The organism is Pseudoalteromonas sp. SR41-1 (assembly GCF_014164015.1).
GTDB classification, from domain to species: Bacteria; Pseudomonadota; Gammaproteobacteria; order Enterobacterales; family Alteromonadaceae; genus Pseudoalteromonas; species Pseudoalteromonas distincta.
This window is the reverse complement of record NZ_JACJEK010000011.1, coordinates 42351-59785: the sequence shown is the minus strand read 5'-3', so window position 1 is coordinate 59785 and position 17435 is coordinate 42351. Positions and strand designations below refer to the sequence as shown.

Genomic DNA, 17435 nt, shown 5'->3' with positions numbered 1-17435 from the left:
GCTCGCCCCTGTTAAACATGGAATTTCACTACGATAGTGAGAATTGAATAGTTAAATAGCTATTTTACCCAATTAATACCGGCAAATAGGCTATTATTATAAGCCATCAAAATTAATTATCCTACCTAAGTGCACGATATAATGTTGCATTAGTAGCCCTTAAGCATATAAAGTTCAATTACACAGTAAGAGTCTAACAAAATCAGCTAAAATAAGAATTATCCTTACATAAGTTACGTAGATAAGACTAGAAAATACTTTTTTAGCCCCAACTTAGTAACTTAAACGACTCAAAACCAGGAGTAACAATGGAATTTAACGTAAAAAGTGGTAGCCCAGAAAAACAGCGCAGCGCATGTATTGTGGTTGGCGTTTACGAGCCACGTAGGTTATCCCCCATTGGTGAACAACTCGATAAAATTAGTGATGGTTATATCTCTAATTTACTTCGCCGTGGCGATTTAGAAGGTAAGCCAGGCCAAGTTTTATTATTGCATCATGTACCTAATGTATTAAGCGAGCGCATATTGCTTGTTGGTTGTGGTAAAGAGCGTGAGCTTGATGATAAGCAATATAAACAAATCATTTCTAAAACTATTAATACCTTAAACGAAACGGGCTCTATGGAAGCAGTCTGCTTTTTAACAGAGCAACACGTTAAAGGTCGCGACACCTACTGGAAAGTACGTCAGGCAGTTGAGACAACGCAAGACTGCTTATATACGTTCAACCAACTGAAAAGTAAAAAAGTAGACCCTCGCCGTCCACTGCGTAAAATGGTGTTTAACGTACCAACACGACGCGAACTAACTATTGGCGAAAGCGCTATTGAGCATGGTTTAGCCATTGCAGCAGGTAGTAAGCTATGTAAAGACGTAGCTAATATGCCACCAAATATTTGTAATCCTGTGTACTTAGGTGAACAAGCACAAGAGCTGGCAACTGATTTTGACAACATCACTGTTGATCTTATTGACGAAAAGCAAATGGCAGAACTTGGTATGAATTCTTACCTAGCTGTTGGCCGAGGTAGTGATAACGAATCGATTATGTCGATTATTAACTACAAAGGCGCCGCTGATGACCAAGCCCCTATTGTACTTGTTGGTAAAGGTCTAACGTTTGATTCAGGCGGTATTTCATTAAAACCAGGCGAAGGCATGGACGAAATGAAATACGACATGGGCGGAGCAGCAGGCGTTATTGGGGCAATGCGTGCACTTGCACAAATGCAATTGCCGATTAACGTTATTGGTGTTTTAGCGGGTTGTGAAAACATGCCTGGCTCAAATGCGTATCGTCCAGGTGATATTTTAACAACAATGTCAGGGCAAACAGTTGAAGTATTAAACACCGACGCTGAAGGCCGCTTAGTATTATGTGACGCACTAACATATGTTGAACGCTTTAATCCAGATACGGTTATTGACGTAGCAACGCTAACTGGCGCGTGTATTGTAGCCCTTGGCGCGCATGCTACTGGTTTACTATCAAACCATAACCCACTTGCGCACGATTTATTAAAAGCGTCTGAGCAAAGTGGCGACCGTGCATGGCAGTTACCGTTATGGGATGACTATCAAGATCAACTAGAAAGCCCATTTGCTGACTTTACGAACTTAGGTGGACGCTCTGCAGGTACTATTACTGCGGCATGTTTCTTATCTAAATTTACTAAAAAGTATAATTGGGCACATTTAGATGTTGCCGGTACAGCGTGGCGCAGTGGCGCTAAAAAAGGCGCAACGGGCCGTCCTGTTCCTATGCTTACTCAGTATTTATTAAATCGAGCGGGTGTAAGCGAAGCTACGCACGATTAATAATCTATTTAGCTATTTATAAGGCGCCATTTGGCGCCTTATTTATTTGTGTATTAATTGAAGCAAACCCCGTTATATGGCAAAATCTGCCTCTTAATTTGTGTATATCAATTTGGTATACATTCAATGTCATGGGAAACCCCGATACAATGAACATGAACGCTAAATTTTTCGTTCTAAAGCAACAAGATGAGTCTAAAGCGAAGGCTGACGATCATTTTGCATTGGCAGCTCAAATTGCGGCCGATCAGTATCGAAATGGGCAGCGTGTGTTTATTTGTGTTAACGATAACGAAGCAGCCTGTGCCATTGATGAAATAATTTGGGCATTCGATCCAGATAGTTTTGTGCCACATAATTTACAAGGTGAAGGCCCTAAAGGCGGCGCACCTGTAGAAATTGGTATTACGCCACCTGTTGGCAATCGTAAAGTTTTAATTAACTTGGCTACTCAGTTACCGGATTACATTCGTCGGTTTAACCAAGTTTTTGATTTTGTACCCGTAGAACCAGCTGCTAAGCAAGCAGCCCGCGAGCGTTTTAAAAAGCTACGCCAACTCGGTGCCAATCTCACCACGCAAGATATTAATAGCTAGCCAATCAGGCAAACTAACCAACTAATTTAAGTACTTATTTAAGGTTCTGTGTAATGGATAAAACCTACAATCCGCAAGATATTGAACAGTCTCTATATCAAGACTGGGAACAAAAAGGCTACTTTAAGCCATCTGGCCAAGGCGTACCATATTCAATTATGATCCCGCCGCCAAATGTCACTGGTAGCTTACACATGGGCCACGCCTTCCAAGATACAATAATGGATACCCTAACGCGTTTTAAACGTATGCAAGGTAACAACACATTATGGCAAGTAGGTACTGACCACGCAGGTATTGCAACGCAAATGTTGGTTGAGCGTAAACTGCATGCCGAAGAAGGCAAAACACGCCACGATTTAGGCCGCGAAGATTTTATTAATAAAATCTGGGAATGGAAAAAAGAATCTGGCGGTACTATCACTAAGCAGCTTCGTCGCCTTGGCGCATCGGTTGATTGGGATCGTGAACGCTTTACCATGGATGATGGTTTATCTGAAGCTGTTAAAGAAGTGTTTGTACGCCTCCATAAAGAAAACCTAATTTACCGAGGCAAGCGCCTAGTAAACTGGGATCCAAAATTACACACGGCTATTTCTGATCTTGAAGTTGAAAACAAAGACAAGCAAGGCCACATGTGGAACTTACGTTACCCATTAGCTGATGGCGTTACAACACAAGACGGAAAAGACTACATAGTAGTAGCAACAACACGTCCTGAAACCATGTTGGGTGACTCAGGTGTTGCAGTAAATCCTGATGATGAGCGCTACACAGATTTAATCGGTAAAGAGATTTTATTACCCATCGTTAATCGTCGTATTAAAATTGTTGCTGACGAACACGCCGATAAAGATAAAGGCACGGGCTGTGTAAAAATAACCCCAGCGCACGACTTTAACGATAACGAAGTGGGCAAGCGTCATCAAATGCCTATGATCAACATTTTCGATAAAGACGCCGCTATTCTTACCCAAGGTGGAACATACACCTTTGACGGTAAAGAGCTTGAGTTTGATGCACCAATACCTGAGCGCTTGCACGGCCTAGATCGTTTTGCAGCGCGTAAAGCAATTGTGGCAGAATTTGAAGAACTAGGTTTACTTGAAAAAATTGAAGACCATGGTTTAACGGTTCCTTACGGCGATCGCTCTGGTGTGGTAATTGAGCCACTGCTTACCGACCAATGGTATGTACGTGTTGCACCACTTGCTGAACCTGCAAAAGACGCTGTTAAAAACGGCGACATTCAATTTGTACCTAAGCAATACGAAAACATGTACTTCTCGTGGATGAACGACGTACAAGATTGGTGTATTTCACGCCAGCTTTGGTGGGGTCACCGCATTCCAGCTTGGTACGACAGTGAAGGCAATGTATTTGTTGGTCGCGACGAAGCCGAAGTTCGCCGTGAAAACAACATTGCAGATAACGTAACGCTAAGCCAAGACGAAGACGTACTTGATACGTGGTTCTCATCAGCGCTTTGGACGTTCTCTACACAAGGTTGGCCTGAAAATACCGATGATTTAAAAACCTTCCACCCGTCTGACGTGTTGGTAACTGGTTTTGATATTATTTTCTTCTGGGTTGCGCGCATGATTATGATGACGCTGCACTTTGTAAAAGACGAAAATGGCAAACCACAAGTTCCGTTTAAAACCGTATATGTAACGGGCTTAATACGTGATGACAATGGCGATAAAATGTCTAAGTCAAAAGGTAACGTACTTGACCCACTAGACATGATTGACGGCATTGAACTTGAAGACCTAGTACAAAAACGTACTGGTAACATGATGCAGCCAAAACTTGCCGCTAAAATTGAAAAAGATACGCGTAAAGTATTTGCAGGCGGTATTGAGGCACACGGCACCGACGCCCTTCGCTTTACACTTGCTGCAATGGCATCTACCGGTCGTGATATTAACTGGGACATGAACCGCCTTGAAGGTTACCGTAACTTCTGTAATAAATTATGGAACGCGAGCCGTTACGTATTAATGAATACAGAAGAGCAAGACTGTGGTTTTGCAAACGATGCACAAAAAGAGCTTTCATTAGCTGACCGCTGGATTTTAGGTCAATTTGAGTCAACAGTTAAAACGTTCACTGAACACCTTGATAACTACCGTTTTGACTTAGCTGCTAACACGCTTTACGAATTCACATGGAACCAGTTCTGTGATTGGTACTTAGAGCTAACTAAGCCGGTATTATTTAAAGGTAATGAAGCGCAACAACGTGGTACACGTAATACACTTATTACCGTACTTGAAAGCTTACTGCGTTTAATGCACCCAATGATGCCGTACATCACTGAAACGATTTGGCAACGTGTTGCACCGCTTGCAGGCCTTGAAACAGCAAACACCAGCATTATGGTTCAGCCGTTCCCTGTATATAATGAAGCAAGCGTTGATGCTAAAGCGATGGACGACTTAGAGTGGGTTAAACAATTCATTTTAGCTATTCGTAACATTCGTGGTGAAATGGATATTAGCCCAAGTAAACCGCTTAGCGTATTACTTGCTAATGCATCAAGCGACGACGTGCGCCGTATTGAAGAAAACAAATCATTTTTAGCATCACTTGCAAAAATTGAAGAGTTTACAATGCTTGAAAACAAAGACGACGCACCTGCATGTGCAACGTCTTATGTTGGCAACCTTGAGATCATGATCCCAATGGCGGGCTTAATTGATGTAGAAGCCGAGCTTTCACGTATTAATAAGCAACTCGAAAAAGCAGAAAAAGGCCTAGCACAAGTGCAAAACAAACTCGCTAACGAAAAGTTTGTTAATAACGCACCTGAAGCGGTACTTGCTAAAGAAAATGCAAAACTGGCTGAGTTTAGCGATGCTAAAACTAAGCTACTTGAGCAAAAAACTAAAATAGAAAGCTTATAAGCTTTCATAAAATGCCTATTAACACTATTTAATAGGCATTAAAAAAGCCGCTCACTTTAATTAAAGTGAGCGGCTTTTTTGTGCCCTGTGATTAACCACGAGACACTTCTACATTAAAACTTGTAGTTATACTGAGCGCCAAGTAATACCGCGTGGCCTTTAGATTCGAAGCCCCACTGGCTGCCCGAGTCATCAGCTTCTGTGAACGTTTGTGTTTTACCACGGATGATACTTACACCAAGATCAACGTTAGAGTTTTGATCAATTGTGTAGTTACCGCCAAACGAGAACCAAAAGCGATCGGTATCAGGAATAGAGATTGATAGGTGCGTTTGTGATACTGGAGACTCATCAAATGCAACACCGGCACGAAGTAGTAAATCTTCGTTGTATTGGTAATCAGCACCTACAGAGTATCTGAAAGAGTCATCAAACTGCTCTTGCTTTTCAAACGCAACAAACTTATCACCAGTTGGTAACGTTACTTGTGCTTCTAGTGATTCAAAGCTGCTCCAACCTGTCCATAATACACTGTAATGTAAGCCTAACTTATCATCTAACTGATGTGAGCCAGAAAACTCAGCAATAGCTGGTAGTGTTAGATCAACAGCTCCTGGTAGCTTAGCGCCGCCTGTACCACCAATAGCTGCTGGTAGATCGTTTGAGAAGTCACCATCAAATGTGATGTCTGTTTCGCTACGATAGTTAAAACCAAAACGGCTGTTATCATCTAGCTGGTACATTAAACCAACGTTTAAACCAAAACCAGTATCATCACCTTGAAGGTTTACAGCATCAGCACCAAAATCAATACCGCTTGCATTAGCACCCACTTTACGAATAACAGTTGCATCAGCATAAATAGCGTTTAAACCAATACCAAAGCTGAATTGCTCAGTTACTTTATAAGCAACGCTTGCATTAAGGTTAACAGTAAAGATTTCTGTTTCGCCAGCAATTTGGCCAGCAACGTATTCGTCGTTAAACTCTGTAGATAAACCAAAGTTAGAAAATGCGCCAAAACCAATCGATACTTTATCGTTGTAAGGCATAGTAAAGTAAACAGCAGGTACTACAGCACTTGGTGCAATGCTGTCGTCATCTAATGCACTTGGGTCAATACCGTTATTAGTACTTTCGCCTTCAATACTTACATCTGGAATTACACCAATAGCAGCAACACTTAGTTGTTTATCTTTAAATAAAGTCATTAGTGCTGGGTTACGTGCAACTACAGACGCATCGTCTGCGATAGAAGCTTCACCAGCGTATGCACGGCCTAAACCCGATGCATTTTGCTCTGATAATTGAAACGCAGCTGCAAAGCTATCAGCTGAAACAAATGCAAGCGAAGCTGCAATAAGAGTTTTAGAAAATTTCATTGTTGAGTCCTTAACCAAACTGACTGTCTGGGTACTATGTGTGTTGTTATTAGGATTTGAAACTTTGCTACACTACCTTAATTTTTTGTAAAAAACTCTATGAATGCGTCAAAAAACAGCAAAAAATATGTTATTTAACGACATTTTAACAACTATTTAAAACTCATCGGATGAGAAATGTGTTATTAGAGTTAAAGCTCTAATTGTAATTAATTATCATTTAGATTGACTTGAAATATATAGCAAATTACACTCACTATAAAATCGCAAAGGAAGTAAAACTGTGATCATTTTATTTATTATTACAGGGCTAATATTTTGTGGGGCGAGTGTATTTTGCTTTTACAAAGCAAACTACTGTGCATGCACTCAAGCAGGACAATGCGATAACCCCGTAAACCATTATTGGCTTGGAGCAATGTTAAATGCGTTGATCTCTTTAGGACTGTGTTGTTTTGCATTGCACGTAGAGTTAGGTACTTTGCTATGGCTAACACTGATGGGAAGTTGTTTTTTGGGTGCGTTTATTTCTGCAAAACAAACTAAAAAAAGGCAATGCAGTAAAACTAGTTCAACAAATGCTCTTTTAGCAGGCGAGACAAATTAATCTGATAATCAAGAGGCTTAACACTTGCTAGTATTTTCAGCTCTTGGGTGTGCTCACTTAAATCTATGTCTTTAGGTGTAACATGATGATTATGCTTAGCATTATAAAATAGCTTAATTTTAGGTTTAATAGGATTTAATACGTTCCCCTCAAGCACTAAGGCTAAACGTTCATTCGTTAATTTTACAATAGTTCCTACCGGATGGACCCCCAAGCATTTTATAAAGCGTTGTACTAGTTCACCATCAAACAAGTGTTTATTGGCTAATAAGTAGCGTAATGCATTAATAGGCTCATCACCCTCTTGGTGCATTCTATCGGCTGTCATAGCATCGTACACATCTACAATTGCCATTATACGCGCCGGGCGACTTAACTTTTCAGCCTGCAGGCCTCGCGGATAACCAGAGCCATCTAAACGCTCATGATGATTTACTATCATATCGAGCATAAGGGGAGTTATACCCTTCTCACCTTTAACTAAACCTAAACCTTGGGCAACATGCTTTTTAATTGCTGCTAGCTCGTTATTACTTAGTTTAGTTGGCTTGGAAAATATACCCTGCGGTAATTTAGCTTGGCCTAAGTCATGAAGTAACGCCCCCATTGCAAGCTCTTGTACAACAGCCTTTTCATACCCTAAGTACTTAGCAAATACAGCAGTAAAAATGGCGCAGTTGATCATATGCCGCCAGTTATAGCTATGTTTGTCTTTTATACGAGTAAGAATAGTCATAGCGTTAGCATTACGAAAAACTGAGCTGACTATCTCGCTGGCAATTTCATCAAGCACTTTTATATTAACACTCAGGCCAGATGTTAAATCGCCATATAATGATTGTAACTTTCGGCCATGCTGATCGTAATTTACAGTCGCTTTAGCAAACTCCTGTTCGATAGAAATAGCTATAGATGTTTTTTCTACTTTTTTTTGGCTATTAGATGTTTTAGGTGCGCTTTGGGGCTTATATTTGGCAGGAACTGGCGCATCACCTTTAGTAAAATCTATAAGCAGCTCGAGCACCCCTTCAGACACTAAACGCTTAATAATAGATTTGTCGCGCACCAAGCCACTGGTCTTAATTTTTATGCTATTGATCCCCTCGTGTTGTTTAGTAACGCTATCAACGTACATACCAGGGGTGAGCTCAGACACAGGCAAAGTAATTAGCATAAAGGTGAGATTTTTTACATTTAAAGTAGATGTACCTTAAATAGCATTAATTAAGCTTAAAAGTCTAGTTTTTGAGTTGTAAGTAGTGATATATAACTACAAAGGATTACTTGCTGTATCACTCTTATTAGCTGTAGTGGGTAACCTTATTTTATGGATAATTAAAACCCTCTTCTATTTTCTTAATAACCTACAACCATTTAGCACTTAAAAGACTATTTGAGTATTATTTTTACGCTTTTAAACAAACTTAATTAACCTAATTTGAACATAATGTGGTTTTTCCTCGGTCTAAATATACACAACAGCTATAAAAATTTAAGAGCATCAACGTATATGACAAAATTAAACCACCCCGTATCAAACTTAAGTGTAGCGGCAATAAGCACCGTTTCTCCTTTGAGTCATATACTAAAAATAGCCGCTCCGCTGCTCGATAGCCTATTGGGCATCAATAAGCTGCGTGATATATACCTCTCTAATAATTTATCGGGTTTAGATAAACAAGAGTTTAGTGAAAAGCTGTTAAATGTATTAGGTATAAATGTGCTTGGTGCACAAGGTGTTATTGACAAAATACCAAAGCATGGCCCTTGCATAGTGGTATGTAATCATCCTTATGGCATGATTGAGGGCGTAATAATTGCAAATTTACTCACCCATTATCGTAGCGATACAAAAGTAATGGCTAACGTGGGTTTAAAAATATTTAAAGAAATTAAAGACTATTTTATTTTTGCTAACCCACTAAAACCAAAAGCAGCCATTAATACCAGCGCAATAAAACAGTGCTTTAGTCATGTTAAAAATGATGGCTTACTTGTGGTTTTTCCTGCAGGAAGAGTGTCATTTTTTCAATCAGAAAAACAACGTGTAACTGACGGGCAATGGAATCGCTTAGCCGCTCAACTAGCTTTAAAAACACAAGCTCCTTTATTGCCTGTATTTATTAGCGGTCAGAATAGCTCAACCTTTTATAACTTGGGGCGTGTTTACTACCGATTTAGATTATTAATGCTAATACGCGAATTACTTAAAATTCAAAAAAGCTCTATTAGCTTAAGCGCTGGTAATTTACTTACACCCAAATTATTAAATAAGTTTGAAAAAACTGACGACATAAACGCACTTACACGCTTGCAGTGTTACTTAAACGATGAGCGCTTTGTAACGCCTTGGCAAGAGGATAACCAATCAACACAGCTCAAAGCCATTATGCAGGAAGTTGATAAAACAAAAATGAAAAATGAGCTTGCCAACTTGCCAAGCGAGCAGCATTTAGTCGACTTTAAAGGTTACTCAGTTTATTACGGCTACCAAGAGCAAATACCTAATTGCATTACTGAAATAACACGCCTCAGAGAAATAACTTTTCGCACATTAAACGAAGGAAGTGGCGAGCCATGCGACACAGATAAGTTTGATGCGACTTACATGCATTTGTTTATTTTTGATCATAAAAGTGAAGAAATTATTGGTGCTTATAGAATTGGACAAACCGATTTATTACAAAAAAATGGCGACGTGAGCGCTCTTTATTTATCGCAAATGTTTAACTTCGAACCTTCTTTTATTAATCAGCAACAGCCGTGCTTAGAAATGGGTCGATCGTTTATAGTTCAAAAACATCAGGGCAGTTACCATGGTTTATTACTGCTATTTAAAGGGATTGGTGCGTTTATGGCGCAAAATCCACGCTATAGGACTTTATATGGCACGGTTTCATTAAGTAAACTTTATGACCCTCGCTCTGTTGCAATTATTGACCATACAATGGTTAATAATAAACAAGGTGTTAGCGCCAATACGCCTTTTAATAATAAGCTCCACCCAGAGTTTGAAGACTTTATTAATGACCACACGTTAAACATAGGCCATGTATCAGCATTGGTTCTGGGAATAGAAGAAGATAAAAAAGACATACCGATTTTATTAAAGCAATACCACAAGCTAGGCGCTCAATTTCATTGCATGGGCATTGATAGCAACTTTAATCACACGCCAGGATTACTTTTAAGTGTTCACCTACCAGGTGCGCCTGAAAAGCTACTTAAGCTCTACCTTGGTGATAAAAAGGATGATTATATAAATCACTCATAATTTTTACCTGCTGCTTAATATAGCAGGTAAAATACAGTTAACAAAAAAGTCGATGTAATTAATTACATCGACTTTTTTGTTTTTAATTATGTAATAGTTATGGCTATAAAAATATTTAGTTAAGCTGCAGCCACTTTTAAACAACCAATGCTACTAATGAGCTGAGACTGCTTATCAAAATAATTAAAGCGTATAGTGTTACCAACTTTAATATGACTTATACTGACCGTCATTGCATCTTCCCTTAGCATGTTTACGCCATATTGCCCTTGTTCGGCTTTACTGTAATGAAACGCTAAAAACTGCTCACTTTCAGGATGTCTTAAATCAATAAGTTGCTTAAATTGTTGTTTACGCTTTTGTGTCACCGTTTCAAGCTCAACACCTGATGACGTAGCAAGTGGTTCAACTTGGCAGTGGATTAACTGCTTTGCATCCCACCTAACAAAAACCACGTTATTGTTATTTATCGATAGCCCATCCGGAAAAATACACAACTTAAAAGGCGCGTAGCCCGATAAATCCTTGTTTAGTAATTGGTACAATGCAGGGGCTTTATTGCTCAGTAAATGAGGGATTAACAGACCTCTACTATGCTTTACCGCAGTTATATCAAATACACTTTGGTAATCATTTAATAATGCGAGTGTTTGCCCAAAATGCGATACCCCAAGCCAAGTACCTCCTCCTTGCGGATCAATGGGGAAAATTGCATTGCCCTGGTGCTTACTTGGAGCGATTGCCGTTTCTCGTGTTTTTTGCTCATCGCGATTAAAAAATAGCTCGTAGCCATCATCAGTTAAAAAGTAGCTTAACGTACACATTTTAATTTTGCATCGATTTTGGTTGTGCTGGCTGGCTATTTTCTCTTAAAAAAGTAGCTGTACTTGGTGCTAAACCAAAGCTTTGATCGAGCTGCGACTTTTGAGCAAAAGAAATTTGTGAAATCATCGCGTAATGGTGCACAGCGTGACTGCCTACAAAAATAAGCTCTCGCGCAAGTGATGTGGTTACTGTTTGTACATTTTTGCTTTTAATCGAAACTTCACTTGAAAGTGATAACGGTTCATTAAAATCATCTGGACTTAGCTGTTCAATCCACGTTGTTATTTCGGCAATTTTTTTTATTGCAGCAGTTGGAGAGTTTTCAATATCTCCTCCTCTTAAGCGGCAATCATAATCTACTTTTTGCGTGCTAAAGCCGGTCATTAAAGATTGATAATGATCGATAATATGTCGCATATGAGCTCCTGCCGAGCTAATAAAGTTAGGAGTAATGACTTGGGAATAGTCCTCTATAGTTACACCTTCAAGATAAGCGTGTCCTTGAGCTAGTATCTCTAATTGACTATTTAACATTGAATCGGTCTTCCTCATTTATCACTAAATCTTATATGCAAAAAAGTACAACATGATTTTTGGATGCTAATTTTGCATTGTATAAATAACTAGAAAGCTGTTTTTAAAATTAACTTTCAAAGTTTTTGCAGTAAATGCATTTTTAAATTCAAGAGTAATTAATAAGAAGCTAGGTAATATAGAGAGGATAATTAATACATATAAAAGCAAATGGCGCTCTCGGTAGGGATCGAACCTACAACTCAGCCTCCGGAGGGCCACGTGATATCCATTTCACCACGAGAGCACATTTGTTGCCGCCACACCAACTCGCGATATCAGTGCTTTAGCACCCGCAATGATAAAGAGATCTTTAAATAAATACCAGTAAGATCAGCTTATATGCTTATTAATTAAACTCTTTTAAATAAAACACTTCACAAAGGCTTAAAAACACGCTATTTATTCTTATTAGATAAGAAACAGTAACGGTTTAGTAACATTAAAATTATGATTGTCGCTGTGAGGATTAGTTTAATACGAGGAAATAATAATGAGTTTAATGTCTACTGAGCAAGTCGCTGAATTTTTAGGTGTAAAAGTAGAGCGTGTAAAACGTCTCTCTAGAGAAAGTTTATTAATTGCTAAATCTGAAGACGAGAATGGCGAACCACAATTTGATGCGGCCGAAGTAACAAAGTACAAAGAGCTCGCTGAACGCTTTGGTGGTTTGTAACTTTTATAAAAAAGTATTAGTAACAAGTTTATTTAGCTGCGCACGTAACATTATAGATTCACAGGTTATGTTGCGCTCCTCATACCAAGCAATACATAACACCAAAAAAAACAGTTTATAGTAATTTAGCTTATCTATTGATGGGTAAAACGTGCTTGTTTTATCAACGCTATTTTTATAGTTGTTTAACAATGTACTGTCACTGCTCTCATTAAGATTAAAGCTCACTGCAAGGGCTGCCAAATCAAAATATACATCGTTAGTTTGCGCGTACTCAAAATCAATTAAATACATGCCCGAAGCATTTACAATAATGTTATCTTTTACCAAGTCATTATGACAAAAGCCTTCATCAAATTGCATGGCTGCAACTACTTTGAGTGCCCGTTCTATTTGAGGTTTATATTGCGTATATACGCCGGTGCTTTGATAAAAATGCAGCTCTTTAGCTATATCCATTGGCGCAGTAGACACTTTGTAATTGTGCACTTGAGCAAGTTTATTAATAAAGCTAAGCGTTATATCCGATTGCGCTGTATTACCTTCAATATAATTAAATACCGCACGGCTATTCTTTTTATCGAGCCAAACAGGCGCAGGACATATATTAAGCCCACTTAAAAAACGCTGTGCTTCAAGTCCTATGGCTGGCCAATGGCTTTTATAACACTTTAATAAATACCCTTGTTGTTTGGTACGTATTAAAAAATTATCGTTACTAAAACCATTAAGTAGTCGCTCGCTTGAAATAACGCTAGTAGGCTCTATAAACGCCCTACACATTTTTACTAGCTGATTATGCTCAATCATTAATTAAAGCTGAGCTAGCGGCTTAGCTTGGCTTTGTTCGTACTCTTCGTACCAAGTTTTAAAGCCCCACGCGGCCATAATGGTATAAAATATAAAGAGCGCAAGCGTTGGGTAATAGCCTTTTTCATAATATAAATACATGGAAGCTGCATCTATTACAATCCAGTACAGCCAGTTTTCGAGGACTTTTTTAGCAACTAAGTAAGTAGTTACTACGGCAAAACACGTTGTGAAACTATCAAGGTAAGCAAAATCGGCATGCGTATAGTTTTGCATAACGTAACCAATTGTAATTGCAGCTACGGTTGTTAAACTAATTAAAACAGCATGACGGTTTATCGACCACGATGTAATATTTAAATTTTCAGCTTTGCCTTTTCTCCATACAACCCATCCAAACACAGCCATATACATATAATAAAAATTAAGTAACGACTCCATGAGCAATGCGCCATTCCAGTACATAATTGTATAAATGAGCGTGCTAAAAAATGCCGCTGGCCAACACCATAAGCTTTCCTTTATTGCCAATAATAAGTACGCCATCGACAATCCTACCGCAATGTATTCCCAATGCGACATTGCTGTAAAACCGCTTAAGGTTTGTGTTAAAAAGTCCATATTATGCAATCACCGTTTAGTTGCGCCATTTGTTATACCAATCTGCTTATATACGGGGTCTATTTAACGTTAAGAAAATCACGCTAAAACTAGGCAAAAATTTTTGTATCTAGTTGTTCTAAATAAAAAATTTTTAACGACGTTATAGTGCAATTTAATTCGTTAAATTGATCAAAGATTTATGCAGATTGGTATTATAGATTATTCAGGCGATAAGTCGCCAGAGAGAAACTTACATACAAAAATAGCTTTACCAAATTCTTCATATGAGCGCTTAATTTCGGTATTTAACACCTGCATTACTAAATCATAATCACCAAAAATTTGCGTTGATAGCGTATTAGTAATCACTTTTAAATTTTCGTATTCGTTTAAGCGGTCAATAAAGCCTTTAATAAACGGAATGTAATCTTGGTGAAGTGGATATTTACTGATCTCTACTGATAATTTCATTTTAAACTCTACTTTTTAATTATTTGATTTAAACAAATCATTCAATGCCAGTTCAATACAGTGTAAAATTATACTAACACTCAATTTAACTGAGCTTATTATGGCACGCAGAATAACGTATACATTTAAAAACCAACCGCGCGAAATTAACTTCGCAAAAGATAAATACCACGACATGTATCAAGCTATTGCTGCTGCCGAGGGTATTGATTTAACAAATTACTTAAATATGGTACGCCAAATAGAAATGACCTCAAAAGGGTCTGCTTCTGTTCGTAACTTTCGCGACCAAGAATTTGCCCGTATGGGCTTTAGCGACATTTACTTTATAAAAGAGTAATTATACCCAATTGGTATACGCTAAAAACTAACTATGGCTGATACTCATAACTTACGCGTGGTGTAATATTACATAATAGCTCGTAAGGAATAGTATCAGCGCACAGTGCTATTTCTTCAACTGGTAGCTCAGGGCCCCACATAGTGACTCTGTCGCCAACTTTAATATTATGCTCATTAGCGCCTATATCAACGCTGATCATGTCCATAGCTACGCTACCTACAATACCATAACGCTGCTCACCAATTATTACCGGTGTCCCCTCTTTAGCATGCCGAGGATAACCATCGCCATAACCCATAGCTACAACAGCTAACTTGGTTGGTTTATCGCTTTTCCAACGACCACCATACCCAACAGCTTCATTAGCAGGCACATCTCGCACTGCAATTACGCGCGTAGTTAAGCGCATAACTGGTTTTAATTTGTGTTGCTGCCCAATACTATTTGCCATTGGCGATACACCATATAACATAAGCCCAGGACGCACCCAATCGCCATGACCGCTCGGCCAGGCAATAATACCAGCCGAATTTGATAAACAATGCGCTTGGTCAATACCATTCACTAAATTATCAAACAACGTAATTTGCTGAACCGTTTTAGCATTATCAACGTCATCAGCACACGAAAAGTGGGTCATTAAATTAACGGTATTTTTAGCGTTAGGTGTTTTTTGCAAGCGGCTATAAAAGGCTTCAAACTGCTCTGGCGCAATACCTAATCGATGCATACCTGTATTTACTTTTAACCAGCATGTTATTGGTGCATCTAGCTTTGCTTTTTCAAGCGCCGCTAATTGGTACTCATCGTGAATAATAGTTTGAAAATTGTTGGCGAGCAGAATCGGTAAGTCGGCTTTGTTAAAAAAGCCTTCTAGTAAAACAATTGGTTTTGTTAAGCCCCCAGCTCGAAGGGCAAGCCCTTCATCTATACGTGCCACAGCAAATGCGTCAGCATTATTTAAATGCTGCGCAATCGTTACTAATCCATGCCCGTAAGCATTTGCTTTTAGCACCGCCATCACTTTGCTGTTAGGTGCAAAGCCCTTAACTTGCGCTAAATTATGCGCAAGTGCCGTTAAGTTAATTTCAGCAGTCGCTAAGCGCATTAGTAATCGTCATCTACCGCTGGTCCCGCGTAATTATCAAAGCGAGAAAATTGACCTTGGAATGTTAAACGCACTTTACCAATTGGGCCGTTACGTTGTTTACCTATGATAATCTCAGCAATACCTTTATCAGTACTGTCTTCGTTGTAAACTTCGTCACGGTAAATAAACATGATTAAATCGGCATCCTGCTCTATCGACCCTGACTCACGTAAATCTGAGTTAATTGGGCGTTTATCGGCACGTTGCTCTAGCGTACGGTTTAGCTGCGAAAGCGCAACAACCGGACATTTTAGCTCTTTTGCTAGTGATTTAAGTGAACGCGAAATTTCAGCAATTTCAAGCGTTCGGTTATCAGCAAGGCTAGGTACGCGCATTAGCTGCAAGTAATCGACCATGATCATACTAATGCCGCCGTGGTCACGCGCAATACGACGTGCACGAGAGCGAACATCGGTAGGTGTTAAGCCCGAGGCATCATCAACATACATTTTGCCTTTTTCCATCAACAAGCCCATTGTTGATGAAAGTCGCGCCCAATCGTCATCATCTAACTGACCTGTACGTACCTTAGTTTGGTTAATACGGCCAAGAGACGCTAACATCCTCATCATAATTTGTTCTGAAGGCATCTCTAGCGAGTAAATTAGCACGGGTTTGTCTTGAGTCATTGCGGCATGTTCTGCAAGGTTCATCGCAAAGGTGGTTTTACCCATTGAAGGACGCGCTGCCACAATAATTAAGTCAGATGGTTGCAGGCCCGTCGTCATTTTATCAAGATCGGCATAACCTGTGCTCACACCCGTTACACCATCTTGTGGCGATTGATAAAGCTCTTCTATTTTATCAACGGTTTTTTCGAGTATGTTATGAATACTTTGCGGGCCTTCCGTACTTTTTGTACGTTGCTCGGCAATTTTAAATACTTTGCTTTCGGCAAAATCGAGTAGGTCGTGACTAGTACGCCCTTCGGTATTAAAACCCGCTTCGGCTATTTCATTTGCCACGCCAATCATTTCACGTACAACAGCACGCTCACGTACAATGTTTGCGTAGGCATCAATGTTGGCTGCACTTGGCGTATTTTTAGCAATTTCGGCTAAGTAAGCAAAACCCCCAATACCTGCAAGTTTATTATTTTTTTCTAAACTTTCAGAAATAGTGATTAAATCTATCGGATCGCCAATCTCAGCAAGTGCCGTCATCGCCTCAAAAATTAACTTGTGCGTGCGGGTATAAAAATCCTGTGATACAACAAGCTCAGCTACGCGGTCAAAAGCTTGGTTATCAAGCATTAAGCCACCTAAAACAGATTGTTCAGCTTCTATTGAATGGGGAGGAACTTTAAGAGTATCGACTTGCTTATCTGGTTTGGCCATAACTTCACAGTAGTAAAATTGAATGGCTCTATTCTATCGACTTGCAGGGGCTGTGCAAA

At 39.2% G+C, this 17435-nt stretch carries 16 protein-coding genes and 1 tRNA gene; 7 read left to right on the top strand and 10 right to left on the bottom strand.

What is annotated here, in order from left to right; translation table 11 throughout:
* The first annotated feature begins 308 nt into the window (after positions 1-308).
* The 3 genes from pepA to H5118_RS11295 all read left to right on the top strand — a co-directional run bounded on the left by pepA (position 309) and on the right by H5118_RS11295 (position 5325).
* Entirely contained in the window at positions 309-1820 is a 1512-nt protein-coding gene (pepA, locus tag H5118_RS11305; RefSeq protein WP_024595639.1) for a leucyl aminopeptidase, read from the top strand.
* Positions 1821-1969: 149 nt separating this feature from the next.
* A complete protein-coding gene (locus H5118_RS11300; RefSeq protein ID WP_002962020.1) occupies positions 1970-2416 on the top strand; it encodes a DNA polymerase III subunit chi in 447 nt (148 codons plus the stop codon).
* A gap of 53 nt (positions 2417-2469) precedes the next feature.
* Positions 2470-5325 carry a valine--tRNA ligase gene (locus tag H5118_RS11295; protein WP_182748848.1) on the top strand — a complete coding sequence of 952 codons (2856 nt, stop codon included), beginning with the start codon at positions 2470-2472 and terminating at the stop codon, positions 5323-5325.
* Positions 5326-5438: 113 nt separating this feature from the next.
* On the opposite strand, the gene H5118_RS11290 is transcribed toward H5118_RS11295, so the two are convergent.
* Entirely contained in the window at positions 5439-6707 is a 1269-nt protein-coding gene (locus H5118_RS11290; RefSeq protein WP_154903642.1) for an outer membrane protein transport protein, read from the bottom strand.
* Between the two features lie 283 nt (positions 6708-6990).
* Between H5118_RS11290 and H5118_RS20630 the strand changes: the two genes are divergently transcribed.
* The gene (locus H5118_RS20630) at positions 6991-7314 is read left to right on the top strand and encodes a hypothetical protein (RefSeq protein ID WP_076914930.1); all 324 of its coding nucleotides are present in this window, start codon (positions 6991-6993) and stop codon (positions 7312-7314) included.
* On the opposite strand, the gene H5118_RS11285 is transcribed toward H5118_RS20630, so the two are convergent.
* Positions 7274-8488 (bottom strand): HD-GYP domain-containing protein, encoded by a 1215-nt coding sequence (locus H5118_RS11285; RefSeq protein WP_182748846.1) that lies wholly within the window; start codon positions 8486-8488, stop codon positions 7274-7276. The genes H5118_RS20630 and H5118_RS11285 overlap by 41 nt on opposite strands.
* A gap of 336 nt (positions 8489-8824) precedes the next feature.
* Here H5118_RS11285 and H5118_RS11280 point away from each other — a divergent pair, with 336 nt between their 5' ends.
* Entirely contained in the window at positions 8825-10588 is a 1764-nt protein-coding gene (locus tag H5118_RS11280) for a lysophospholipid acyltransferase family protein (RefSeq protein WP_182748844.1), read from the top strand.
* A gap of 119 nt (positions 10589-10707) precedes the next feature.
* On the opposite strand, the gene H5118_RS11275 is transcribed toward H5118_RS11280, so the two are convergent.
* The 3 genes from H5118_RS11275 to H5118_RS11265 all read right to left on the bottom strand — a co-directional run bounded on the left by H5118_RS11275 (position 10708) and on the right by H5118_RS11265 (position 12233).
* Complete coding sequence (locus tag H5118_RS11275; protein ID WP_182748843.1) at positions 10708-11412, bottom strand: NRDE family protein; 705 nt, start codon at positions 11410-11412, stop codon at positions 10708-10710.
* A 1-nt stretch (position 11413) separates the two neighbouring features.
* Positions 11414-11830: a hypothetical protein gene (locus H5118_RS11270; RefSeq protein ID WP_259397978.1), complete on the bottom strand. Its 417-nt coding sequence runs from the start codon at positions 11828-11830 to the stop codon at positions 11414-11416.
* Between the two features lie 328 nt (positions 11831-12158).
* Positions 12159-12233: transfer RNA gene (locus tag H5118_RS11265), tRNA-Arg, on the bottom strand.
* Between the two features lie 246 nt (positions 12234-12479).
* On the opposite strand from H5118_RS11265, the gene H5118_RS11260 reads away from it, so the two are divergent.
* Positions 12480-12662, top strand: coding sequence for a hypothetical protein (locus H5118_RS11260; RefSeq protein WP_039490259.1), 183 nt, complete (start codon positions 12480-12482; stop codon positions 12660-12662).
* Between the two features lie 3 nt (positions 12663-12665).
* Here the strand turns inward: H5118_RS11260 and H5118_RS11255 are convergent, their stop codons facing one another.
* The 3 genes from H5118_RS11255 to H5118_RS11245 all read right to left on the bottom strand — a co-directional run bounded on the left by H5118_RS11255 (position 12666) and on the right by H5118_RS11245 (position 14546).
* Complete coding sequence (locus H5118_RS11255; protein ID WP_182748839.1) at positions 12666-13472, bottom strand: phosphotransferase; 807 nt, start codon at positions 13470-13472, stop codon at positions 12666-12668.
* Between the two features lie 3 nt (positions 13473-13475).
* Complete coding sequence (gene pnuC / locus H5118_RS11250; RefSeq protein ID WP_002963042.1) at positions 13476-14093, bottom strand: nicotinamide riboside transporter PnuC; 618 nt, start codon at positions 14091-14093, stop codon at positions 13476-13478.
* 201 nt (positions 14094-14294) lie between these two features.
* Entirely contained in the window at positions 14295-14546 is a 252-nt protein-coding gene (locus H5118_RS11245) for a hypothetical protein (protein WP_002963043.1), read from the bottom strand.
* Between the two features lie 100 nt (positions 14547-14646).
* On the opposite strand from H5118_RS11245, the gene H5118_RS11240 reads away from it, so the two are divergent.
* Positions 14647-14886, top strand: a complete 240-nt coding sequence (locus tag H5118_RS11240) for a DUF2960 domain-containing protein (RefSeq protein ID WP_002963045.1) — start codon at positions 14647-14649, stop codon at positions 14884-14886.
* Between the two features lie 31 nt (positions 14887-14917).
* Here H5118_RS11240 and alr read toward each other — a convergent pair whose 3' ends face one another.
* Both alr and dnaB read right to left on the bottom strand, forming a co-directional pair.
* The gene (gene alr, locus H5118_RS11235; RefSeq protein WP_024596806.1) at positions 14918-15997 is read right to left on the bottom strand and encodes an alanine racemase; all 1080 of its coding nucleotides are present in this window, start codon (positions 15995-15997) and stop codon (positions 14918-14920) included.
* Positions 15997-17376, bottom strand: a complete 1380-nt coding sequence (dnaB, locus tag H5118_RS11230) for a replicative DNA helicase (protein WP_002963050.1) — start codon at positions 17374-17376, stop codon at positions 15997-15999. Before dnaB ends, alr begins: the two co-directional genes overlap by 1 nt.
* Between the last annotated feature and the right edge of the window lie 59 nt (positions 17377-17435).